Below are 24,089 nucleotides of genomic sequence, written 5' to 3' on the forward strand. Positions count from 1 at the left end.
CAGTTTTCAAAGAGCATTTTCGCAACAACCATTTTAGTTTATCAGGTTGTTCAGGCCGTGTCAACATGTTTTTTTGTTAACTTGTTTAACAGCGACCTCATCAATCTATCACATAACCCGATGTAAAAGCAAGTGTTAATTTCAAATCGGTTGTGATGGATTTATGTAAGCGAGAGAAGAACAGGTATTAATGTAACACTTTAATTATTTTAGTGCAAGTAAAAAATTAAAAACCGCCTGAAATTAATCAGACGGCTTTTCACCTTGCTATTAATCACGAGCACGCATATGTGGGAACAACAGTACATCACGAATCGAAGGCGAGTTGGTCAATAGCATGACCAAACGGTCAATCCCGATACCCAGTCCTCCGGTAGGCGGCATACCGTATTCCAATGCCTCAATGAAATCGTCGTCCATTTCATGAGCTTCATCGTTGCCCGCTTCTTTCTCCAACAACTGTGCTTCAAAACGTTCACGCTGATCGATTGGATCATTCAGCTCTGTGAACGCATTCGCATGTTCACGCGCAACAATAAACAGCTCGAAACGGTCTGTAAAACGAGGATCCTGATCGTTCTTTTTCGCCAATGGAGAAATCGCGACTGGATGACCATAGACAAATGTAGGCTGAATAAGCGTATCTTCCAGCTTCTGTTCAAAGAATTCGTTGACCACGTGTCCAAAGGTATGATGCGGTTCAACAGATACTCCGTGCTCCTTCGCCAGAGCACGAGCTTCGTCATCGCTCATTTCCTGCCAGAAATCAACACCCAGCTCTTCTTTGATCAAATCAACCATGTGTACACGGCGCCATTTCGGTGTCAGATCAATTTCTTTTCCTTGGTACTGGATTTTCATCGTACCCAACACTTCTTGCGCAATGTGTGCAATCAATTCTTCTGTCAGGTTCATGATATCTTGATAGTCAGCATAAGCCTCATAAAGCTCAATCATCGTAAACTCTGGATTGTGACGAGTAGAAATACCCTCGTTACGATAGACACGACCAATTTCGTAAACCTTTTCCAGACCGCCAACGATCAGGCGTTTCAGGTGAAGCTCAATCGCAATACGCATGTACAACTGCATGTCCAACGCATTGTGATGAGTGATGAACGGACGAGCAGAAGCACCACCCGCAATGGCATGGAGAGTCGGCGTTTCTACCTCTAAGTAGCCAAGGTTGTCCAAATAGCGACGCATCGACGTCAAAATACGGCTACGAGTAATAAATGTATCCCGCACTTCAGGATTCACAATCAAATCTACATAGCGTTTACGATAGCGTGTTTCGATATCTTTCAAGCCATGATATTTTTCTGGCAATGGACGCAGAGACTTGGTCAGATAAGTTAGCTCTTTCGCCTTTACGCTGAGCTCACCCGTTTTGGTCTTGAATACAACCCCGCTCACACCGAGCAGGTCCCCAATATCACTCAAATCAAAAACCTTGTGTACATCTTCACCAATCGTATCCTGACGCACATAGATCTGAATTTGTCCAGAACGGTCCAGCAATTGAGCAAAGCTCGCTTTCCCCATCGCACGCTTAGCCATCAAACGACCAGCAATCGTTACTACATTTTCTTCTGCTTCCAGCTCTTCTTTGGACTTGTCTCCAAAGGTCTTTAAAATATCAGCAGCATGATGAGTCTGTTCGAATTTTTTTCCGAACGGATCAAAGCCCCATTCACGCATTTGGTTCATTTTGTCGTGACGCACTTGAAGAAGCTCGTGAAGTCCTTCTTGCTGTTGTTGTTCCTCTTGTTGCAAATCTTGCTCGTTTGCCATTGTATCCACTCCTCTAAAAAATGCCTGCTTTAACAATCTTGTACAATTGCGATTAAATAGCGATGCGGCGTACCTTTTAAAAGGTACGCCACAAATCAGCTACTTACAAGTTAATGTCAAGAATCTCATACTGGATAGTTCCAGCAGGTACGTTTACGTCAACAACTGCGCCCTTTGCTTTACCCAGGAGCGCCTGGCCTACTGGAGACTCGTTGGAAATCTTGTTGTTCATCGGATCAGATTCAGCAGATCCCACAATCGTGTAATCTACAACGTCTCCGAACTCCAAATCCTTCAGTCTTACTCTGGAACCGACACTTACGACTCCGGTATCAACGTCATCATTGGTGATGATACGAGCATTTCGGAGCATTTTTTCGAGAGTCAAAATGCGGCCTTCAATGAACGCCTGCTCATTTTTCGCTTCTTCGTACTCAGAGTTCTCGCTAATATCACCAAAGCTGATCGCTTCTTTAATCCGTGCCGCTACTTCCTTGCGTTTAACCGTTTTCAAATCTTCGAGCTCTTGTTCGAGTCTCGTTAAACCTTCTGGCGTAAGGATGACTTCTTTTTCAGACATGATTCAATTCCCCCGTTTTAAAAAAATGATTCCATTTGCACTGGGTAAAGTACAAAGGATTATATGTAGTTGTTCTATACAATATACAGCTTCAGCACAATCAGTTGTGAGGATTCAAAGGTAAAGCTGCCAGGATGGACTGGCAGCTTTACTCCCAATATTACGGAGTATTATAGGATATGAAGGAACCCTTGTCAATGTCTGGAATGCGCTATTGAATTTAGTAGCTAACCGCCTCGTCTCGCGCTGATTCCACCGGCTCTTCACTATCATCTGCGTAGTTTTCTACCCAATCGACATATTCGAGCAGAGTCCGACGAAGTTCTTCTTCTGTTTCGACAGCATTAACCAAATTTTTGGTATGAGTCGAGCCTCTAAGGCCCTTTAAATACCAGGCAGCGTGCTTGCGCATTTCGAGCACACCTACACGTGGACCTTTCAATGCAATCAAACGCTCTGCATGCAAAAGGCAAATTTCCATTTTCTCACGCACGGACGGTTCCTGGGCCAGTTCTCCTGTTGTCAGATACTGAATGGTTCGATACAGCATCCACGGATTACCAAGCGCAGCACGTCCAATCATAACTCCGTCACAGCCGGTAGTATCCAGCATCCGACGTGCATCTTCTGGAGTAGCCACATCGCCATTTCCGATTACCGGAATGGAGACAGCTTGTTTTACTTTTCCAATCCAGCTCCAGTCAGCGTGTCCCTTGTACATTTGCACACGGGTACGTCCATGAACGGCAATCGCCTTTCCGCCAGCACGTTCTACAGCGCGCGCATTATCAAGGACATACAGATGCTCTTCGTCCCAGCCAAGTCGCATTTTCACAGTAACTGGCTTCTCCACTGCGTCGACAACGGCAGAGACCACTTCATATATTTTTTCTGGGTCAAGCAAAAGGCGCGCCCCCGCATCACAGCTCGTGATTTTCGGAACGGGACAACCCATATTGATATCAATAATATCTGCATTCGTATGTTGGTCGACATACTTCGCCGCAGGAACCAATGTTTCCTTGTCACCGCCAAAAATCTGCAAACTCAGCGGTTTTTCGCGCTCATCGACAAAAAGCATATCCATTGTCTTTTTGTTGCCGTGCACGATGCCTTTATCACTTACCATCTCCGCACATACCAGCCCGGTGCCAAACTCTTTGGCAATCAAACGAAAGGCAGGGTTGCATACCCCAGCCATCGGCGCTAGTACCACGTTATTTTTCAACTCAATATTTCCGATTTTCATCTATGATAACCTCCTTATTCCCGTAACGCACGCGCTCTTTTGATCGCAGGCGGGTTCTTGGAGAGGGCAGACCTATCCAAAAGTCATTATTTATTTATAGCACATAATTCATCGTAGTCGACCTGTAAAGTGCTGGCGATTTTACGCAAAACCGGCTCAGTTGGTACACGTGTACCTCGCTCGAGCGAACCGACAAACGACAGCGACACTCCCAGCTTTTCCGAAAGGGACTGCTGTGTATACCCCTTTAGCTTTCGGAAAGATCGGATTCGATTTCCCAATTGATTGTTCCCCACTCACGTACCCCCTTGTGATCCTCTACCAAAAACGAAAGATAATGATCAATAGTCTGGTTGTACTCGGGCAGAACGCCGCCCTCCCATACATCGCGCAATGGAACGAGCACAAACGCGCGCTTGCTGATTCCTGGATGAGGGATCACGAGATTCTCCTGCGAAATACGGGACTGACCGTACACTAAGAGATCAATATCAATCGTACGCGGCCCCCAGCGAATGGTGCGCACGCGCCCTAGCTCCCGCTCCACCGAAAGAGCTGTATTCAGCAGCTCATCTGGCGACAGAGAGGTTTCTACTGCGATAGCAAGATTCAGAAAGGCTCCCTGTTCCACATTTCCGAATGGTTCCGTTTCATAAACAGAGGAAACCCGAAGGATGCGGATGCCTGGCTGATCGTTCAATTTTTTTAACGCCTGGCTCAGAGTCTCGGCCCGATCTCCCAAATTGGAGCCAAGCGCGATGTACGCACAAACCGTCATAGAGCAAAATCCTCTCTTTTGCGTATCATCTCGATCGCTACACCTTCATAGTGACCTTTGATCGGCGGATTCGGTTTCGTTACCTTCACTTTTACTTCTGCCAGAGGAAATTGCGTGAGCAGCTGCCGAGCAACCTCTGTGGTCAGCCTTTCCACCAAGTTGTAGCGCTCGCCCTCTACAACCTTTTGCACACAGGTAAAAATCTCAGCATAATTCACTGTATCATGGAGATCGTCACTTGTTCCCGCCCGAGACAGTTCCATGGACAGCTCCAGATCAACCAGAAAGCGTTGCCCCAGCTCTGCTTCGGCTCCATACACCCCGTGGTAACCATAAAATGACATACCGCTGAAGTAGATTTTATCCAACGGGAATGCCCCCCTTTAACATTGCGTCCATCATCTTGGTGACGCGCTTCATTTCCTTCACATCATGCACCCGGACCATACGACAGCCTTTCGCTACACCGAGCGCGACCGTCGCCGCTGTCCCTTCCACTCTTTCCTCTACTGGAAGGTCAAGCACGTGTCCAATCATTCTTTTTCGGGAGGTAGCAAGCAAGACGGGATATCCCAAGGCAACCAGATCATCTAGACGTCTCATCGTTTCCAAATTCTGATCAACAGACTTCACAAACCCAATTCCCGGGTCGAGAATAATCTGCTCTTGTCTTACTCCTGCATCCAAAGCGATTTGTACCGAGTCACGCAAATCCTTCACATAATCTGCAAAGAAGTCCTTGTAATCTGTGTCTGTTCGATTGTGCATCAAAATGATCGGGACATTGTGACGGGCTGCTACCTCTGCCATCCGCAGATCCCGTTTAGCTCCCCACACATCATTGATAATGTGTGCTCCAGCCGAAATCGCCCGGTCAGCGACGGCTGCTTTATACGTATCAATGGACAGGGGAACCTCTAGTTGTTCAGACAACAGCCGAATGATCGGCAAAACCCGGTCGAGCTCCTCTGCCTCATCTACAGGCTCCGCTCCCGGTCTTGTCGATTCCCCACCGATGTCAATGATGTCCGCTCCCGCTTCTACCATGGCACGTGCCTGAGCTAATGCCTGATCTACGTCGACAAATCGCCCACCGTCCGAAAAGGAGTCCGGCGTCACATTCAAAATTCCCATGACCAGCGTACGTTCTCCGAGTGGCAAAACATGGCGGCCACAAACCAGTTCTCGTCGCTTGCGCAGCTCTGCAGGTCTAGCCAAAATCTCCCGTACCTCTGCCACTGCAGCATACAAACCCGCCGTTTTGTCGGAAATTCGCTGTAGCGTTTGTTCCAACTGCTTGTGTCCTGCCAAGAGGAGTACATAAACCATATCCTCATTTACTGGATCATCGGAAATGACAGCCTCTCCTCCAGATGACAGCATGTCCTCCCGCAAAAGAAGGGCATCTGGTCTGCTCAAGTTCTCCAGATGAATCATCAAGCCTGCTCTCCACTCAGCCAATCGCTCGCATTCTGGAGATACAACGCCCCTTTTGGACAGCTCCGACACCACTTCCGCATACGTAGCCGCGTGGATTCGGAATGGATTGTACTTCATAGCCTTACTCCCTTTTCCGCCTTAGCATGTTGATTAGTAGCATACCATAATTTACGCGTCCATCGCTACAGAATGACGGTAGGCGCGGTGCAGTTCACGGGTGTATGTACCATAGGTGGAAGCGACTGCATGTCCGTCGATTTCCTTCACTGGTACGATCTCCTGCACGGAATTGGTCACAAACACTTCGTCCGCATCAAGCAGCACCTCGCTGCGAAACCGCCCTTCGACTACTGGTATGGAAAGCTGCTCAGCCAGCGTCCGTACATGCTGGCGGGTCACACCATCCAAAATGCCCGTATCCAATGAGGGCGTAAATAACACCCCATCCTTTATCCAGAACAGATTGCTTACAATCCCTTCCGCCAAGTAGCCGTCATGGGTCAAAAACAAACCCTCTACATCTGGGCGTGTCCCCACCTCTTGCTTGGCCAAACCGTTATTGAGATAGTTGTGCGATTTAAACCGCTGATGGCCCTCAGCTGTCTGACGCGCTATGGATAGTGTCTGCAAGCATTTTGACTGGGGTGGATCGATTAATGCTGCAACCGGCTTGGCAAACACAAACAAGGACGGCCTTTCGTAGCCATCTGCTACCAGACCTACCCCTTCTGATCCGGCAGTCACACTCAGGCGCACATAAGCATCGTTCAATTCATTTGCATCCACTGTGAGCATGATTGCCTGCTTCAATTCTTCCTCCGACCATGCTGGCCGAATTTGCAACGCCAAAAGCCCGGAGCTAAGCCGGGCGTAGTGGGCATTCCACAAGAACAGTTTGTGGTCATACACTCGCAAAGTTTCAAATAGACCAATCCCGTACAAAAAACCGTGGTCTAAAACAGATACCGCAGCCTCATGGGCAGGACTTATCTTTCCATTTACGTATACGTGCATGTATTGTTCGCTCCCGATAATATTGTCGAGAGCATCATACCATATTTTCCGACGAAAGCGCTGTTTCACGCGTGCGTTTTCCGTGTATGAAACGAGAGATCGTAATTGAAATTTCATACAAAATAATCAGCGGGACGATCACCATCACATCAGATAAAAAATCAGGTGGTGTAATTGTAATAGAAATGACGGAGAGTATCAGGTACGCCGGTTTTCGCATTTTCGCCAGTCGATGTGGATTAAGAATTCCTAAATGGCTGAGGAAAAGAACCACAACCGGCAGCTCGAACAAAAGGCCAAACGGCAAGCACAAATTAAGCATAAACGTAAAGTAATCATTCGCTGTAATCACCAGCTCAAAGTTCCCGTTGGATAGCCCTAGAACAAATTGATACATCATCGGAAATAATACAAAGTACGCAAAGGACAATCCGAACAGAAACAGCAAGAATAGAGCAGGAATATACATCAGAGCAACTTTTCGCTCCCGCTCCTCCAAGGCAGGTACAACAAAGCGCCAAGCTTGATAAGCCGCCACAGGGATGGTGAGAGCAAGCGCGCCAACTCCAGACAATTTGACATAAATCGACAAAATATCCCCCGGACCGAGAATCGCCAGTTTTTCTCCCGAATGATTAGCTAATGCCTGATAAATGTGATCGACAAATAAAAAGCAAATCACCATGCTTACAACAAGTGCCGACAAAGTAATCAACAGCCTACGACGCAAGTCCGTCAAATGCTCCAGTAAGGGCATCTCTTTATTCACGTGATTTCCTCCCGTGTGCGCTTATAGAATCAAACAGGAAAAGCGATGCGTTCTTTGGCGCACCGCCCCCCTTTGCAAAATGGTTAGTTGACTCGTTTCAACGCGTCCTCGGTACTACTTACAGAAAGATCAACGACCGCTTCCTTATTAGTCTTGTCTTTGACCTCATCATCATCCTTGGTCAAATCTTTAGCTGCCGATTTGAATTCAGTCAGCGTACGCCCAAAGGCACGACCGATCTCAGGAAGTTTGCTCGGTCCAAAAATGACCAAAGCAATAATCAGAATCAAAATCAGACCAGGAATCCCAATGCTTGATAACATACTCCGCTACACTCCTTGTCCTAGAAACCAGTAATGGCAATCACACTCGGCATGGCTACAGAATTGCCGCCTTTTGGCCAGTGGCTCGTCGGCTGGTCATAACCCTTGAGGTTTTCACCTGGATGCTGCACAGACAAGAACAGTGTTTTTTCATCAGGTGTAAACCAAGGACCAGTCATTTCTGCGCCAACTGGGCTGGAAGCGAATTGGGAGGCTATCCCTTTACTATTACCCGTGGTAGGGATAAAGAATACGCCATTGTTCCCAAAAGTCTTGAAAATACCTGTGTTCGTAGAGGTAGAAGAGATATCGGTAACCACCCACAGGTTTCCTGCGCTGTCAAACGCCATGTTGTCAGGAGCCGCAAAGCCGCTTTGTGGACCACCTGCTGCAAAAATTTCAAAAGTAAACTCGCCGCCAGCATGGTCGTTATCCTTTTCAAACAAACGTACGATTTGGCCGTAGAAATTACCGTGCTTATCGTTGTTGGTCAGAGCGATGAAGACAGAGCCATCAATCGGGTGGACTTCCAGGTCTTCTGGACGATCCATTGGTGTCGCGCCTACAGCTTTGGAAGCATCCCGGCAGTTCATCAATACGTCAGCTTGGGAGGCAAACATCGGTTTTTTGTCAGCATTCACAGCTTTTTGCAAAGCCTCATTGGTTGCGTAATCGAGTGCTATCCATTTGCCCTTGCCAAAGTTAGCAACGTACAGGGTACCTTCTTCTAGCAGCTTGGAGTTGTTTTTCCCTGCTTTCGGATCAAACTTGCCTTTTGATACGTATTTGTACACGTATTGGTCTTTGGCATCATCGCCCATGTATACGACTAGCTGACCTGATGGAGCCAGTACCATTGCTGTATTTTCATGGGAGAAACGGCCCAGTGCTGTATGTTTTTTCGGTGTGGATTTCGGATCGAAAGGATCTACCTCAATGACCCAGCCGTAATGGTTGGCCTCTGGCAGTTTGCAGTCGCCTACGACATCCATATAGTTTTCCTCACAGGATAGCACAGTGTTCCAGAAGGTTACCCCGCCGGAGCAGTTGGCAAAAGTACCCGTTACTTCTTTTGCTATGGATGCTGCCGGACCGGTCAACACATGCTTGGTCAATCCACTTACACGACGACCGTATTTGGAATCGGAAACCAGCTTCCATCTTCCGTTTTCCTTTTTAACCTCAATAATTGAGCCGCCCAGCGCGTACAAATATTTCTCGATTTGCGCAGGTGTGCGCTTGTTATCATCAGCATTGGCATTCAACGTGTCATAGCCAGTCACGTAATACTCCAACTCGCCCAAATATTCGTGATTTACCCACAACAGCCCATGATCTGCTTTGCCTTCAATGGGTAAAAAACAGGTGAAATCGTTGTTAAAACCAAAAGTATCGCCTGCTGCATTGATTTTATCGCCATAAGATGCAACCACATCGTATTTGAAACCTTCGGGGAGCACCACATCATCTTTGGTCGTTGGATGAATCTCTTTAAATTTCGGGTTGAAATGATGCTTTTTTGTATCGAGTCCAAATAGATGATCCGCTGTTTTTCCGGAGAGTGCGCCACCCGCAGCCAGTGCAGGGATTCCTGTTGCCACCGAAGCCAATGCTGCTGTTCCTGCTCCTAGATAGGTTAAAAATTGACGACGATTTACATCCATTTATATCGCTCCTTTTTTCTTCTTGTACTTCCCATTGTACGAGCGTTATGTCTAGGCTAGGTTAATGCTGTATAAAGAGTGTGTAAACAAACGCAAAAAATACCGCCCGGTAAAAGGCGGTATCAGGTCATCTATTGGTTATCCTGCTGTGTGACGTGCATAGGTGGTGAGGAAATTCTTCAATAGCTGCTTGCCATGCTGGGTAATGATGGATTCCGGATGGAACTGCACACCCTCGATCGGGTATTCCCGGTGACGAACTGCCATGATTTCACCTTCGGCTGTTCGTGCGGTCACTTCCAGCACACTCGGCAGAGATTCTTCCTCCACAATCAGGGAGTGATAGCGGGCTGCTGTGAACGGAGAGGGAATGCCTTCATAAATCGTTTTTCCATCGTGCAAGACTTCCGATGTTTTCCCGTGCATCAGTCTTTCGGCGCGGATTACTTTTCCGCCGAAAACTTGCCCAATGGACTGGTGTCCCAAACAAACTCCCATGATCGGAATCTTTCCGGCAAAATGACGGATCGCTTCCATACTGATTCCCGCTTCATTCGGTGTGCACGGTCCTGGTGAAATCATCAAATAATCAGGAGCCAGCCTCTCAATTTCTTCGAGTGTGATCTTGTCATTCCGATGGACCTGCAGCTCTTCACCCAGCTCGCCCACATACTGTACCAGGTTGTACGTAAACGAATCATAGTTATCAATCATCAAAATCATCTCACTCATCTCCTCTAGGGCTCATCATTCTCTGCTCACTAAGCTCAAGTGCTTTCCACAACGCTTCTGCCTTTTTCAGGGACTCGCGATACTCTGCCTCTGGCACTGAATCAATCACGATGCCTGCTCCTGCCTGAACATGAGCTACGCCATCCACTGCCACCATGGTGCGGATTGCGATATTGACCTCGACATCGCCGTTGAAGCCAAACCAGCCGATCGACCCCGTATACACTCCACGCTTGACCGGTTCCAGCTCTTCAATGATTTCCATCGTCCGCACTTTGGGCGCCCCTGTAATCGTTCCTCCAGGGAAAGCTGCAGCTACTGCGTCAAAGGCATCTTTGCCTTCTGCCAGCTCGCCTTTGACATGGGAGACGATATGCATCACGTGGGAGTACTTCTCCACGACCATGAATTCGCTCACTTCCACACTTCCAAAGCGGCAAACCCTTCCCAAGTCATTGCGTTCCAAATCCACTAGCATGACGTGCTCGGCCCGTTCCTTTTCATTGTCGATTAGCTCGCGTGCCAAAGCTTCGTCCTCGGCATCTGTTTGCCCGCGCGGCCTAGTACCGGCAATAGGACGTGTATGCACCTCTTTGCCCTTCACCTTTACCAATAGCTCAGGTGAAGCGCTGACTAGCTGAAACTCGGGAAAGCTCATATATCCCATGTAAGGAGAGGGATTCAGCTTGCGCAGGACTTCGTAAACGTCAGGTGGCGTTACCTGCATCGGCTTGCTCTGCCGAACAGACAAGTTGACCTGGAAAACGTCTCCCTGGGCGATGTACTCTTGGACACGACGCACAGCCTCTTCGAACTGATCCTTGGCAAACGATACTGACGCCTCAGTCTCATGCGACAACGGTCTTTTTCGCAAGCTGTCCCAATCCGTATCATCTGTGTTCGTTACCATTGAAGTAAGCAGATCCAGGCGGTGTTCGATACGTTTTACGGCCTGTCGGTATATGTCTTCGGTCAATGTGTCTGCAGACAAATGGGTCAGACAAATGATCTCGCGTGCCTCATGGTCAAAGACTAGAAGGTCTTGCATTATCATAACATACAGGTCAGGCAACTGTAAGTCGTTGGTCGCGATCTGCGGGAGCGTCGGTTCAAAAAAACGGTTCATGTCATAACTCATGTAGCCTACCGCTCCTCCAGAAAAATCAGGCATATCTGGAATCACTGGAGTCTGGTACCGTGCAAGCAAATTCCGCAGTGCATCCAATGGATTTTTGGCCATCAAGCTCTCCACATGACCGTCCGGGTGGATGACCAACGTTTCCCCAAACTGACTGCGCAAGGTAGCAATCGGCTGATACGCCAAAAACGTATACCGACCTGCTCGACCACTTTCCAAAAGGACGGCCTCTCGCAGCGACGGCTGTAAGCTTTTTAACACTTGCCACGGATCAACTTGATGGGCCCACTTACCACGAACGGCTAGTGGGACCAACGGATAGGTTTTGGCGTAGTTCTGGCTATCTGCATAACTAGGGAATGGCACTCCTCTTCACGCTCCGGTTTTTTACGTAGGTTCTATCCGTTCATTATATAGGCGCCCTATATGAATGAAAAGACCACGGCGCCGAAAAAGGCATACCGTGGTCTAGATGTTTGTAGATATTAGTCTTCGAACTGATAAAGCGGAGTGGACAGGTAGCGTTCGCCATTGGATGGAATGATTGCGATCACCTTTTTCCCTTTGCCGAGCTTTGCCGCTACTTGCAATGCCGCATGGATGGCTGCTCCAGAGGAGATTCCGCCCAAGATGCCTTCCTGACGAGCAACACGGCGCGACGTTTCGAAAGCATCCTCGTTTTCTACCTTGATAATTTCATCGTAGATGCCGGTATCGAGAATATCCGGAACAAAACCGGCCCCAATCCCTTGAATTTTATGTGGTCCCGGCTTGCCTCCGGATAGAACGGGAGAAGCTGCAGGCTCTACAGCAATAATTTGGACATTCGGGTAGTGCTCACGAAGCACTTGACCGACACCGGTAATGGTTCCACCTGTTCCAATTCCGGAGATAAAGGCATCTACACCGCCGATTTCCTGTGCTTGTTCCAGCAGTTCACGCGCAGTCGTTTCGCGATGAATGGCTGGGTTTGCGGGGTTTTTGAATTGTTGCGGAATGAAATAGGTGCTATCTTCTTTCGCCAACTCTTCCGCTTTGCGAATCGCTCCGCCCATACCTTCGGCGCCTGGTGTCAATACAAGCTCTGCTCCATAAGCCCGCAACAGATTGCGACGCTCGATACTCATCGTCTCTGGCATAACCAGAATGGATTTATAGCCTTTGGCGGCAGCAACCATCGCAAGGCCAATTCCGGTATTTCCGCTCGTAGGTTCAATGATGGTATCACCTGGCTTCAGACTTCCATCTGCTTCTGCCGCCTCAATCATTGCCAAGGCAATCCGGTCTTTCACGCTGCTCCCAGGGTTGAAAAACTCAAGCTTCAAATAAATGTCTGCAATCTCATCACTTACAACACGATTCAGCTTGACTAATGGAGTATACCCAATTAGATCAGTAATGGAATTGGCCACACGCATATGTCCTGCCCCCTTAATTTTAATAACCGAGTAAAACGCTAGGATTTATTGTCATAATTATATCAACGGTTGCCCATTTGGTCAATGAGGCATTTGCCCAGAAATCTTTACTCCTACCGATTTTCGCAGCTGCTCAAGCACGGTATCGAGCGATTCCACTTGCGCATACGCTACCTCACGCCGCAAGTCCTCTTTGATCTCCTCAAAGGTGCGCTGCTCGGCCTCTCTGCGTTCAGCAATGCGATAGATCGCGTAGTTATCTCCCATTTTTACGGCTGCACTGTTTTTATTCGTTCCCAAGTCGGCAATTACCGTTTTGGCCTCATCCGGCAACCGGGAGCCATTCATGGAGATCCACCCCATGTCCCCGCCATTTTGAGCTGTAAGTGAATCGATCGATCGTTCTTTGGCAAGAGTTTGGAAATTGGCGCCTTGCTCTAGCTCTGCTGATACTTGTCCTGCTTCTTTCTGTGAAGCGACCACGATCTGATACAGATGTACCTGCATCGGGCGAGAGTATCGCTGTGGGTGGTTGTTGTAGATCGTCAGCAATTCGTCGTCCTTGACGGTAATGTCTTTGGTAGCCAGTGCCTGCAGCAGCATTTGATACGTAATTTCCCGCTTGAGCGCCTCCACGTTCGTTCCTGCTTGCCTCTGAAGCGCTTCCTGAAATTCTTCGTCTGTTTGGCTCCCGTAGCTTTCTTTTATCTGAGCCAGCTCTTTTTCCAACTGCTGCGGCTCAACAGTAATACCCGCACGCTTGGCTTCCTGAAAAACGACTTCCCGATTAATCATGTCATCCAGCACTTGCTTGCCGAATTTTTGCTTGAGGAGAGCTACATACTCCGCTTCACTGATCGTCTTATCCCCTACAACCGCGGCTGACTGCAGCTTGCTGGACGTCTGGTAATAGCCCCAAGTCACAGCAAGCAACAGCAGTACAAGCGCCCCAATGAAAGCCCACAACCCTTTTACGTTGGTCATGCCACCCTCTCCCTTGCTCTCACCACGCTTACATGTCTTTCAAGATCTCCGTGAGCGCGGTTTTGTCATAATAGTAACGTTCATTACAGAAATGACAGTGGACTTCTGCTTCCCCTTGCTCTTCGATGATACTCTGCATTTCGCCCTTCCCCAAGCTAATGAGTGCCTGGACGACCTTGTCTTCTGAACACTTGCAAGAAAAGTTGATTTCCGTGCGGCTCAGGTATTTTGGCTCATCTAAAACCCGCGCCAAAATTTCCTCTGGTGAAAGTCCTTCGCCAATCATGCGAGATACTTGCGGAAGCTGGCTCAAACGCTCCTCCATCATTGCCACCACTTCATCTGGTGTATTTGGCATTAGCTGGAGAATAAATCCCCCTGCCGCCAAAACAGAACGGTCTTCTGGATTTACGAGCACACCAACACCAACAGCCGACGGAGTCTGCTCTGACGTAACAAAGTAATACGTAAAGTCTTCTCCGATTTCCCCAGATACGATTGGCGAGCTGCCTTGATACGGCTCTTTTAATCCCAGATCTTTGGTTACGTATACAAATCCGTCTGTTCCCACGGCCCGAGCAACATCCAGCTTGCCTTTTTCATTGAGATCAAAATGAACGTGAGGCTCAGTTACATAGGCAACTCCTTCACCGTCAGCATTGGCTTCTGCAATGATCTGTCCGATTGGTCCTCCCCCTTTTACTTTGACATGGATGCTCTCGTTTCCTTTTAACATAGCCCCCATCATGAGCGTCACGGTCAATGTACGGCCCGCTGCCGCAGTCGCTGTATTCCACATGTCATGACGCCGGCGAATTTCCTCAACAGTACCCGTGGTGCGTGCTGCAAAGGCCCGTACGTGCCCGTTAAATCCCGTTGCTCTTATCATATAATCGCTCATTTGGCGATCCTCCTTTACACAATAAAAAAATCTGAAGCTGCTTGTAACAGTGTACCACAAGAAATGGAGATTACGCCTCTTCCCACTGCCTTCCCGAGCACTTCATCCTTCACGCAAAAAAACCCCTCTCTCATCGAAAGGGGGTGGTTGATGACCTGATTCAGGTCAAATACTCTTTTAAAACTCGGGAAGACTTTTGTGTGCGCAATCGATCAATCGTTGTAGCTTCGATTTGGCGAATACGCTCACGGGTAAGACCAAACATCTTGCCTACTTCCTCCAACGTGTAAACCTGGTCATCATACAAACCATATCGCATAGAAATGATTTCCTGCGCCCGAGGACTCAGTCTCTCCAAAGCAGCCCGCATCTGAGAGCGCAAATCGACTTTTTCAATCCAGTCATCGAGGGAGGACAAGCCATCGTCCATGATTTCTGCATAACTGAGGCACTCGTCTTCATGCTCGGCCGTCCATGTATCGCCATCCAGCTCAGCGTCAATGGATTCCATCTTCATCATCAAGGCAAGCTCTATCGCATCTACCTTTTCTAACGGAATGTCCAACAGCCCTGCAATTTCAGAGCGATCTGGCGTACGGTTCAGCGCATGTACGAGATGCAAGACTTGCTTTTGATACTGGCGAATTTGCTCATGCATGTGCACAGGGATGCGAATCAAAGTCCCTTTGTCGTTGATCGCACGAGTAATCGCCTGGGATATCCACCAATGCGAGTAATGATAGAGACGAACACCACGTCCCACGTCAAACTTGTCAATTGCGGTAAACAAACCAATCGTGCCCTCCTGAATCAAATCCAGGAATGGCATACCTCTTTTCAAATGTCGCAAAGCCGTACTGACGACGTAGCGCAGATAGGCTCGCACAAGAGTTTCGCGCGCATCCAGATCGCCATCCTTTTGATAGCGAACGAGACAAGCTAACTCTTCTTCTTTGTCCAACATGGGTGTTGCAGCGACGCTTTCCAAAAACAGCAAGGCAGACGTGTCTGATCGTAGCGACCGGGGCACGGTAATTCCCAACTGAGTTTCGACTTCCCGCCACCTGGCAGGAGTGGAATGGAATGAGGAGGTACTCAAAGTCATATGCAACCCTCACTTCTCTGGAATGGAAGTTCACGATGAAGTTAGGCGAGTTACGAAATGGTTTACTGTTACCGTATTTCGACAAAACTTGTTCGATTCCTGCCCGTTTACAGAATATTAACAGTTCTCCTCCCCGATTTTGTTCTGGTAACCCTTCCTTAATATAGGGTGCAGACATACGACAAAAACCATCCCCCGACACGTAGGGATGGCTGGTGAATCTTGTCGAATTATCTGCCTGTCGTACTAGTTTTATTGATACAGATAACAGGCGACATAATGGCCTGTGTCCACTTCCTGCCAGAGAGGCTTCTGCTGGGCACATACTTCTTTGGCGACTGGACAACGAGTACGGAATACACATCCACTGGGCGGATTGATCGGACTCGGAACGTCTCCCTCGATAATACTCCGCTCACGACTCTTTTCCAGATCGGGGTCGGGTACGGGAATTGCGGACAACAAAGCCTGCGTATAAGGATGTTTGGGGGATTCATAGAGTCTCTCACTTGCGGTCATTTCCACCATATTGCCCAGATACATCACGCCGATGCGATCGCTGATATGCTTTACCATCGCCAAGTCATGCGCGATAAACAAATACGTGAGGTTTTGCTCTCGCTGCAAATTCTTCATCAGATTGACGACCTGTGCTTGAACGGATACGTCCAGAGCAGAAATCGGCTCATCTGCAATAATGAATCGCGGGTTGACGGCAAGCGCCCGCGCGATTCCGATCCGCTGCCGCTGCCCACCACTGAACTCGTGAGGAAAGCGGTTCGCATGTTCCTTTTGCAGACCGACCATTTCCAAAAGCTCGACTACCCGTTGCATCCGCTCTTTACCTTTATAGAGCCCATTTAGGTTCAGACCTTCGGAGATAATCTCGGAAATGTTCATACGCGGATTCAAGGACGCATACGGATCCTGGAAAATCATCTGCATGTTTCGCGTGAGCTTGCCCCGCTCACCGGAAGTAGCTCGATGAACACTTTGACCGTCGAAAATGACCTCACCTGAAGTCGGCTGGTACAAGCCAATAATCGTTCGTCCCGTCGTTGATTTTCCGCAGCCAGATTCCCCTACCAGTCCAAAAGTCTCCCCTTCATAAATATCAAAAGAGACCTTATCGGCCGCTTTTAGTGAGAGTCCTTTTTCCAATGTAAAGGTTTTTGTAAGGTTCTTGACCTGGACCAGTTTCTTTCTTTCCATCTGGCCACTCCTCCCCCATTTATCCATTTACCAGTAACGTCTGGAGATAGAATGTTCCTTTTCCAGCTTGTAGCCATCCAGCTTGACGATTTCGATGGCGCTGCGCGAATCCGGAGAATGAATCATTTCGCCATTCCCCATATAGATGCCCACATGATGGACTCTTCCTTTTCCTTCTTCATAAGCGAAAAATAGCAGATCGCCCGGAAGCAAATCTTCTTTTTCTATCAATTGACCGGCTCTCGCCTGATCAGAGGCATCACGTGGAATTTGGACGCCTAAAGAACGATGCATGTTGTAGGCAAAGCCTGAGCAGTCATACCCGTAGGAGGACATGCCTCCCCACAAATAGTGCAAATTCAGAAAGCGTTTGCCCGTCTCTACAATTGCTTCTCCGCGATTACCGGTCAGCTCAACTGGCTCATTTGCGTTCACGATGCGAACATCTTCTTTTCGCAAAAGGCCTACGCCGTCCGGTGTTGATACGCTTATCCAGTCTCCCGTTTCTTCCACGAGAGGCAACTTGGTCAAAAAGGCGAGCTCAATGCCTGGTTCTTTGTCGGACATGTGCAAGCGGGTGAATGCAGCAGTTACCATCGCCAGCTTTTGCCCGTTTTCTACGTCAAATGCCGCAGACCACGGAGCGAGCTGACGCGATGGAATCCAGCCCGGATAACCACGCTCATTTTTCCTGCAGGTCTGGTCGGGAATCAGGACATGAGACCAGTCCCCCTGCTCCTCCAGCACCTCGACTCGTGTGCCATACAATGCCTGTGTTTGGATCGCATTGTTGTCGTAAAATCCGAGTTTTTCATCGACAGTGAGGGAAGCAAGCCAACTGCGTACGTCTACAGGTGATGTGAGTGCCGCCTGGTCTATATCACGAGGCGATTCTGGTTTGGTCCACACGGTCGCAACGGAGACAGAAACGATCGCTGTTCTCATGATTATTTTCCTCCCTCCCACAGATTTACGGAGTGAAACCCTAGTCCTGGCGCTTCCGGCATGGTCATCAATCGTCCTTCGTAGGTCACGCCGCCTTCCATACCATCGTGCAAAAGCATCAACGGCGCGTCAAAGTCAAACCGTGTAATGTTTTTCTTGCTAGCCGCAAAATGTGCCGCAGCCGATACAGCTAGACGCGATTCGATCATGCTGCCAACCATGCATGGAATGCCGTGTTCTTCAGCCATTTGGTTGATCAATTGTGCTTTGAAAATGCCACCTGCCTTCATCAGCTTGATATTAATCATGTCAGCCGCTCGGTTTTGCAGAACCTTCAGGGCCTGTGCCGGCGAAAATACACTCTCGTCAGCCATGATCGGCGTATCGACCGAATCCGTTACCCGTTTCAAGCCTTCCAGATCATGCGCTTTTACAGGTTGTTCAATCAGTTCGATGCCAAGTCCCATGTCCTCCATTTTACGAATGGATTGAACCGCTTCTTTTACATTCCATCCCTGGTTGGCATCAAGACGAATCTTCACCTGATTGCCCACGGATTTGCGAATTTCCTGAATGCGCAAAATATCATCCTCAATATTGTCTTTTCCTACCTTGATCTTCAGAACGTTAAAACCTTGCTTCAGGTACGCCGCTGCGTCCTCGCCCATTTCTTTCGGTGAGTTGACACTGACTGTATAGTCCGTTTCCAGTTGGTCACGATATCCACCCAGGAATTGGTACAAAGGCATCCCTGCCCGCTGCGAAATGAGGTCGTACAACGCGATGTCTACAGCAGCTTTGGCACTCGTGTTGCCAACCATAGACTGGTGCAGCGTCTGGAATACTCGCTCATAGGCAACCAGATTCAGGCCAATGAGCTGTGGCTTCATTGTATTATTAATGGCGGATTCAATGCTTTCAATGCTGTCTCCTGTAATGACGACAGTTGCAGAAGCCTCGCCCCACCCTACCATGCCATTGTCGCAAGTGATTTTGACCAGCACAGACTCCAGGCTATGCACCGTGCGCAAAGCGGTTTTAAAAGGTTTTTTCAATGGGACAGAAATTCGTTTTACTTCGATGGCTTGAATAATCATGTTTTCCTCCATCTTCTCTAGCGCTTGAGCTTTCTTTATCTGTATTTTTTCGTAATGACATACTAAATTATAGCACTATTAAAATAATCAGCAAAAAAGGGGGGAGAGTCATTCCATCCGCCTGAAATGACTTCTCCCGGCAAACTGTTTTTACTTCACGACCGCTTTTCTCAGGTCCGCATAGCTGAGAGAAGAGCTTACGACTCCGCTCACCTTGTCGCTAGTGAGAAGAGATGTGTTGTAGAAGTAGAGTGGTGCGATTGGAGCATCGTTAACCAATATTTTCTCTGCGTCATGCAGCATTTGCAGACGTTTGGCATCGTCTGGCTCTTTGTAAGCACCTTCGATCAGCTTGTCGTATTCCGCATTGCTCCAACCGGTACGGTTACTACCGCTCTTCGATTGGAAAATATCCAGGAAGTTGATGGCATCCCCGAAGTCAGGCAGCCAGGAAGAACGAGCAATTTGGTACTGCAATTGCTTTTGCATATCGGTCAGAACTTTTCCTTCTACTTTTTGCAGCTTCACATCTACACCCAACGTCTGCTTCCACATTTCTTGAGCCGCTTGCGCTGTTTTTTCGTTGGCAGTTCCGCTACGGTACGTGAGAGTAACCTCAGGCAGCTTCGTGTAGCCTTTTTCCTTCATTCCTTGTTCCAGCAGCTTTTTCGCTTCTGCTGCGTCGAATTTCACTAGATCTCCGCCTACCTGACGGAAATCGCCCGAACCATTCGCATCTGGCAAGCCAAAAGAAACGAAGCCTGTTCCCGGCTTTTGCTTGCGCATCAGAACGAGGTCAACCAATGTTTGACGGTCGATCGCCAAGCTGAACGCTTTACGGATGTTGGCATTGTCAAATGGCTCCTTGGTCACATTGAAGCGATAAAACTCTGTGCCAGCACCATCTTTTACATAAACTTTGCCATCTTTGAACAACTGGTCAGCCATGTCGGCTGGAACGGTTGTCGTTCTGTGCAGCTCTTCATTCGTAAACATTTGGTACTCGGTATTCTCGTCATCAATCATTTTCCACACAGCGCCTGCCAGGGTTACATTCGCTGCATCCCAGTAGTTCTCGTTTTTCATCATTTTCAGTTCGCTGTCGTGTGTCCACTCAGTCAGCTTGAACGGTCCATTACCGACAAAAGTAGCGGCTTCGGCTGCCCATTTTGGATCTTTTTCCCCCGTTGCTTTATGTACAGGGAAGAAGGCTGGGTTGGATGCCAAGAGAAGTGTCCAGGAAGCGGGCTCAGCCAGTACGACTTCCAATGTTTTATCATCCACAGCTTTTACTTTTACATCCTCTACTTTGCCTTTGCCACTGTTGTAAGCCTCTGCACCCTCGATGACATAGGCGAGGAATGATGCCGGTGATGCCAACGCGGGATCCAGCATGCGCTTCCATGCGTATTCAAAGTCATGTGCCGTTACAGGATCACCATTGCTCCATTTGCTGTCGCGCAAGGTAAACGTATATGTTTTGCCATCCTCCGATATTTTCCATTCGCTAGCTGCGGCTGGTTGGATCTTTTGATTTTCATCCAGACGGGTCAAGCCTTCCATCAAGTTGTTCAAGATGTCGTAGGACGGTTGATCAAAGCCGATTGGCGGATCCAGGGATGTAGGCTCCTTGATGTTGTTCAAAAGCAGGAGCTTGGCTGCCTGATCCCCTGGGGCTGGCGTATTCGGCTGATTGTTGCCCGCTGGCGGAGCCGATTCATTGTTCGTTGGTTGACCCGATGTACATCCAGCCATGAACATGGAAACAGCCAGTGAAGCAGACAGCAGGATGGTTGATAATTTTTTCACTGTTTCTTCCCCCTTATACTTTTTTATTTATATCGTAAAAGGATAGCGCCGTTGGACGACACCCTCTTTTACACGGAAAGAATGGGCAATTCGCTTTGCGTATCCGTTCCGAAGCATCAGGAACTATGACGATCAAGTACCGGTCGGAGCCTGCATGGCAGCCAACATCTTCTTGGCGCGCGGATCCTGCAACCAACAGGAGACTGAATGCTTGCTGTGTACATTGGATTCGGCAGGCTGATAATTGCGGCATACTTCAAGAGCATAATCACAGCGGGCTGCGAAAGCACATCCAATCGGCGGAGCAAACAGATCAGGCGGCGTCCCGGGAATCGGGCTGAGCGGTATTTCGCGATCTGCATCGAGCCTGGGCATTGAAGCCAGCAGGCCCTTTGTATAGGGATGCTGCGGATTGTAGAAAATGTCACGCACTGGACCTGATTCTACGACTTTCCCTGCATACATGACGTTGACCCGATCCGCAATTTTGGCGACAACTCCCAAGTCATGCGTGATAATGATGATCGAAACGCCTGTCTTTTGCTGGATGCTCTTGAACAGGTCGATGATTTGCGCTTGAATGGTTACGTCCAGTGCAGTCGTGGGCTCATCCGCGATCAGGATGGACGGCTTACAGACGAGCGCGATCGCAATCATGATCCGCTGGCGCATCCCACCGCTAAACTGATGCAAATACTGCCCCAGACGGCTTTCCGGGTTCGCGATCCCGACAAGCTGCAGGATTTCGATGGCTTGCCTACGTGCCTCGCTTTTGGCGACCTTCTGGTGACGGATAATCCCTTCCATGATCTGCTCGCCTATTGAAATCGTAGGATTGAGCGAGGTCATCGCATCCTGAAAAATCATGGAAATTTCTCTGCCGCGCAGCTCCCGCATCTCTTTTTCGCGCAGTACTGCGAGATCCTTGCCTTTAAACATAATGCTGCCGCCTGCAATTTTTCCGATATGTTCAGGGATCAGGCGCATGACGCTTCTGGCCGTTACGCTCTTCCCACAGCCGGATTCGCCCACAATCGCCAGCGTCTCCCCTTTGTTTAAGCTGAAATTCACATCTCGAACCGCGTTCACTTCGCCGCCATGCGTCTTAAACGTGACACGCAGCCCGCTTACTTCCAGCAATTTTTCCGTATGATCCATGTCGCTTACCTCCTTGCCTTCGGATCGAACGCGTCGCGCAGTCCATCACCAAGTACGTTGAACGCAAGCATTGTCAAGGAAATGAAGAAAGCCGGGAAAAAGAGCCGCCACCAATGACCGGACAATATGGTTGATAGTCCATCGTTCGCCATCACGCCCCAGCTAGCCATGGGCGCTTGGACACCCAGACCGAGGAAGCTCAGGAACGCCTCCGAGAAGATCGCGGACGGTACAGACAAAGTCACATAAACAATAATGATGCCGATCGTGTTGGGTAAGAGATGCTTGCGAATGATATAGAACGGCTTGGCTCCCATCGTTTTTGCAGCCAACACGTATTCGGAGCTCTTCATTTGCAAGACTTGACCGCGGACGGTACGGGCCATCCCGATCCAGCCTGTGGCACTTAAGGCCACAATGATCGTCAAAAGTCCCGGCCCCATCACAACCATGAGCAAAATGACAACGAGCAAGTAAGGCAATCCGTAGAGAATATCAACAAATCGCATCATGATGTTGTCGACTCGTCCTCCCACGTAACCTGCAATCCCTCCATAGAGAACACCGATGAAAAAGTCGATCAGAGCAGCCATAAAGCCAACAAACAAGGAAATGCGCGCACCGTACCAGACACGAGTAAAGACGTCTCGGCCAAACTCATCTGTTCCAAACCAGTTCTTTTCGGATGGCGCTTGATTTTTCGAGATAATCGACTGTTTTGAATATTCATGACCCGAAATCATCGGGCCAATCGTCGACATGACACCCAGCAAAATAATGATGACCAATCCCATTAGGGCCAGTTTGTTTCCGCGCAGACGGAGCCAGGCTTCCTGCCAAAACGTAAGTTGAGGTCGCACAATCGCTTCCGCATTCAGGTTGTCTTTGCGCATCGGGATAAACAAGTCGTCAGAAACGATCATCCTTCGCTCTCCTTTCGATGTAGCTTGATTCGCGGATCAATGATGCCATACAACACATCGACGACAAACATCATGAAAATCAAGAGGGCACTATAGAAGACGGTCGTCCCCATAATGACGGAATAGTCACGATTGATAATGCCAGCTACAAAATACTTACCCATTCCGGGAATCGCAAAGATTTTCTCAATGACAAAGCTTCCCGTCAAAACGTTGGCGATCAGCGCACCAAGCAGCGTGACTACAGGCAAAATCGCATTGCGCAGCGCGTGTTTCAAAATGATCGTTGCGGGAGATAACCCCTTGGCACGAGCCGTTTCAATATATTCCTGCGTCAGTACCTCCAGCATATTGGTACGCGTCAGGCGAGCAATAATGGCAATCGGCCCAAATCCTAATGCCAGTGCAGGCATGATGACGTGCTGCCAAGTACCCCAGGTCGCGGTCGGCAACAGCTTCCATTCAACCGCCAAATATTTGATCAGCAGGGGAGCAACGACAAAACTGGGAATCGAAATACCGATAACGGCAATAATCATAGCCACGTAATCAATCAAACGGTTATGCCGCAGGGCCGCGATCACGCCGAGCCCAATACCTGAGACGATGGCGAACAGGACGGCAATAAGACCAAGCTGGAACGATACAGGGAAACCGCGGGCAATCATCTTGTTTACTGTATCCGCGCTGTTCGCAGTCGATGGACCTAGATCAAACTGCACCAGCTTTTGCAAATACAGCCCGTACTGGACCATCAACGGCTTATCCAGGTTGTAGTACGCATTGAGGTTTTGCGCGACGGATTCGTTCAGGGCTTTGCCCTCTCTTTCAAAAGGAGAGCCAGGAACCGCATGCATCAGGAAAAACGTGAGGGTAATGATGAGCCATAACGTAACAATCATGGAGATAAATCTGCGGAAAACAAAAGATAGCAAGGACTCTCCTCCTTTTCATCCAAAATCCGATTAATAAAACCTCTATCGTGGCCTGCTCAAGGAGGAGCGACCGCGCTTTAGTGGAGGGTTATTCTTGCTGAATCAGGAAGCAGTTATATGA

General features: G+C 48.7%; 24 protein-coding genes. All 24 read right to left on the reverse strand.

The window, feature by feature from the left end:
* Window positions 1–270 precede the first annotated feature (270 nt).
* The 24 genes from lysS to ACIFQN_RS26320 all read right to left on the reverse strand — a co-directional run bounded on the left by lysS (window position 271) and on the right by ACIFQN_RS26320 (window position 23,968).
* Entirely contained in the window at window positions 271–1,794 is a 1,524-nt protein-coding gene (gene lysS, locus ACIFQN_RS26205; RefSeq protein WP_429835979.1) for a lysine--tRNA ligase, read from the reverse strand.
* A gap of 103 nt (window positions 1,795–1,897) precedes the next feature.
* Window positions 1,898–2,374 (reverse strand): transcription elongation factor GreA, encoded by a 477-nt coding sequence (gene greA / locus ACIFQN_RS26210; protein ID WP_103110461.1) that lies wholly within the window; start codon window positions 2,372–2,374, stop codon window positions 1,898–1,900.
* Between the two features lie 220 nt (window positions 2,375–2,594).
* Window positions 2,595–3,623, reverse strand: coding sequence for a tRNA dihydrouridine synthase DusB (gene dusB / locus ACIFQN_RS26215; RefSeq protein WP_429835980.1), 1,029 nt, complete (start codon window positions 3,621–3,623; stop codon window positions 2,595–2,597).
* Window positions 3,624–3,709: 86 nt separating this feature from the next.
* The gene (locus ACIFQN_RS26220) at window positions 3,710–3,919 is read right to left on the reverse strand and encodes a helix-turn-helix domain-containing protein (protein ID WP_310768017.1); all 210 of its coding nucleotides are present in this window, start codon (window positions 3,917–3,919) and stop codon (window positions 3,710–3,712) included.
* Window positions 3,871–4,401, reverse strand: a complete 531-nt coding sequence (gene folK / locus ACIFQN_RS26225) for a 2-amino-4-hydroxy-6-hydroxymethyldihydropteridine diphosphokinase (RefSeq protein ID WP_429835981.1) — start codon at window positions 4,399–4,401, stop codon at window positions 3,871–3,873. The genes ACIFQN_RS26220 and folK overlap by 49 nt, the downstream gene beginning before the upstream one ends.
* Window positions 4,398–4,769, reverse strand: a complete 372-nt coding sequence (gene folB / locus ACIFQN_RS26230; RefSeq protein WP_429835982.1) for a dihydroneopterin aldolase — start codon at window positions 4,767–4,769, stop codon at window positions 4,398–4,400. The genes folK and folB overlap by 4 nt, the downstream gene beginning before the upstream one ends.
* Window positions 4,762–5,958 carry a dihydropteroate synthase gene (folP, locus tag ACIFQN_RS26235; protein WP_429835983.1) on the reverse strand — a complete coding sequence of 399 codons (1,197 nt, stop codon included), beginning with the start codon at window positions 5,956–5,958 and terminating at the stop codon, window positions 4,762–4,764. The genes folB and folP overlap by 8 nt, the downstream gene beginning before the upstream one ends.
* Before the next feature lie 51 nt (window positions 5,959–6,009).
* Window positions 6,010–6,855 carry an aminodeoxychorismate lyase gene (pabC, locus tag ACIFQN_RS26240; RefSeq protein ID WP_429835984.1) on the reverse strand — a complete coding sequence of 282 codons (846 nt, stop codon included), beginning with the start codon at window positions 6,853–6,855 and terminating at the stop codon, window positions 6,010–6,012.
* 34 nt (window positions 6,856–6,889) lie between these two features.
* Complete coding sequence (gene tatC / locus ACIFQN_RS26245) at window positions 6,890–7,624, reverse strand: twin-arginine translocase subunit TatC (RefSeq protein WP_429835985.1); 735 nt, start codon at window positions 7,622–7,624, stop codon at window positions 6,890–6,892.
* An 83-nt stretch (window positions 7,625–7,707) separates the two neighbouring features.
* Window positions 7,708–7,947, reverse strand: coding sequence for a twin-arginine translocase TatA/TatE family subunit (locus tag ACIFQN_RS26250; protein ID WP_429835986.1), 240 nt, complete (start codon window positions 7,945–7,947; stop codon window positions 7,708–7,710).
* Window positions 7,948–7,967: 20 nt separating this feature from the next.
* Complete coding sequence (locus ACIFQN_RS26255) at window positions 7,968–9,611, reverse strand: PhoX family protein (protein ID WP_429835987.1); 1,644 nt, start codon at window positions 9,609–9,611, stop codon at window positions 7,968–7,970.
* A 138-nt stretch (window positions 9,612–9,749) separates the two neighbouring features.
* Window positions 9,750–10,334, reverse strand: coding sequence for an aminodeoxychorismate/anthranilate synthase component II (gene pabA / locus ACIFQN_RS26260; RefSeq protein WP_429835988.1), 585 nt, complete (start codon window positions 10,332–10,334; stop codon window positions 9,750–9,752).
* 1 nt (window position 10,335) lies between these two features.
* Complete coding sequence (pabB, locus tag ACIFQN_RS26265; protein WP_429835989.1) at window positions 10,336–11,847, reverse strand: aminodeoxychorismate synthase, component I; 1,512 nt, start codon at window positions 11,845–11,847, stop codon at window positions 10,336–10,338.
* A gap of 119 nt (window positions 11,848–11,966) precedes the next feature.
* A complete protein-coding gene (gene cysK, locus ACIFQN_RS26270) occupies window positions 11,967–12,899 on the reverse strand; it encodes a cysteine synthase A (RefSeq protein ID WP_429835990.1) in 933 nt (310 codons plus the stop codon).
* Window positions 12,900–12,980: 81 nt separating this feature from the next.
* Window positions 12,981–13,883, reverse strand: coding sequence for a peptidyl-prolyl cis-trans isomerase (locus ACIFQN_RS26275; protein ID WP_429835991.1), 903 nt, complete (start codon window positions 13,881–13,883; stop codon window positions 12,981–12,983).
* A gap of 28 nt (window positions 13,884–13,911) precedes the next feature.
* Complete coding sequence (gene hslO / locus ACIFQN_RS26280; protein WP_429835992.1) at window positions 13,912–14,784, reverse strand: Hsp33 family molecular chaperone HslO; 873 nt, start codon at window positions 14,782–14,784, stop codon at window positions 13,912–13,914.
* A gap of 160 nt (window positions 14,785–14,944) precedes the next feature.
* Window positions 14,945–15,889, reverse strand: a complete 945-nt coding sequence (locus ACIFQN_RS26285; RefSeq protein WP_429835993.1) for a sigma-70 family RNA polymerase sigma factor — start codon at window positions 15,887–15,889, stop codon at window positions 14,945–14,947.
* Between the two features lie 252 nt (window positions 15,890–16,141).
* Complete coding sequence (locus ACIFQN_RS26290) at window positions 16,142–17,101, reverse strand: ABC transporter ATP-binding protein (RefSeq protein WP_429835994.1); 960 nt, start codon at window positions 17,099–17,101, stop codon at window positions 16,142–16,144.
* Between the two features lie 27 nt (window positions 17,102–17,128).
* Window positions 17,129–18,046 carry an NlpC/P60 family protein gene (locus ACIFQN_RS26295; RefSeq protein ID WP_429835995.1) on the reverse strand — a complete coding sequence of 306 codons (918 nt, stop codon included), beginning with the start codon at window positions 18,044–18,046 and terminating at the stop codon, window positions 17,129–17,131.
* Window positions 18,047–18,048: 2 nt separating this feature from the next.
* Complete coding sequence (locus ACIFQN_RS26300; protein ID WP_429835996.1) at window positions 18,049–19,143, reverse strand: dipeptide epimerase; 1,095 nt, start codon at window positions 19,141–19,143, stop codon at window positions 18,049–18,051.
* A gap of 150 nt (window positions 19,144–19,293) precedes the next feature.
* The gene (locus tag ACIFQN_RS26305; RefSeq protein WP_429835997.1) at window positions 19,294–20,952 is read right to left on the reverse strand and encodes a peptide ABC transporter substrate-binding protein; all 1,659 of its coding nucleotides are present in this window, start codon (window positions 20,950–20,952) and stop codon (window positions 19,294–19,296) included.
* Between the two features lie 132 nt (window positions 20,953–21,084).
* Window positions 21,085–22,110, reverse strand: coding sequence for an ABC transporter ATP-binding protein (locus ACIFQN_RS26310; RefSeq protein ID WP_429835998.1), 1,026 nt, complete (start codon window positions 22,108–22,110; stop codon window positions 21,085–21,087).
* A 5-nt stretch (window positions 22,111–22,115) separates the two neighbouring features.
* Complete coding sequence (locus ACIFQN_RS26315; RefSeq protein ID WP_429836104.1) at window positions 22,116–23,003, reverse strand: ABC transporter permease; 888 nt, start codon at window positions 23,001–23,003, stop codon at window positions 22,116–22,118.
* Window positions 23,004–23,029: 26 nt separating this feature from the next.
* Complete coding sequence (locus tag ACIFQN_RS26320; RefSeq protein ID WP_429835999.1) at window positions 23,030–23,968, reverse strand: ABC transporter permease; 939 nt, start codon at window positions 23,966–23,968, stop codon at window positions 23,030–23,032.
* Between the last annotated feature and the right edge of the window lie 121 nt (window positions 23,969–24,089).

Source organism: Brevibacillus sp. NRS-1366, assembly GCF_050467985.1.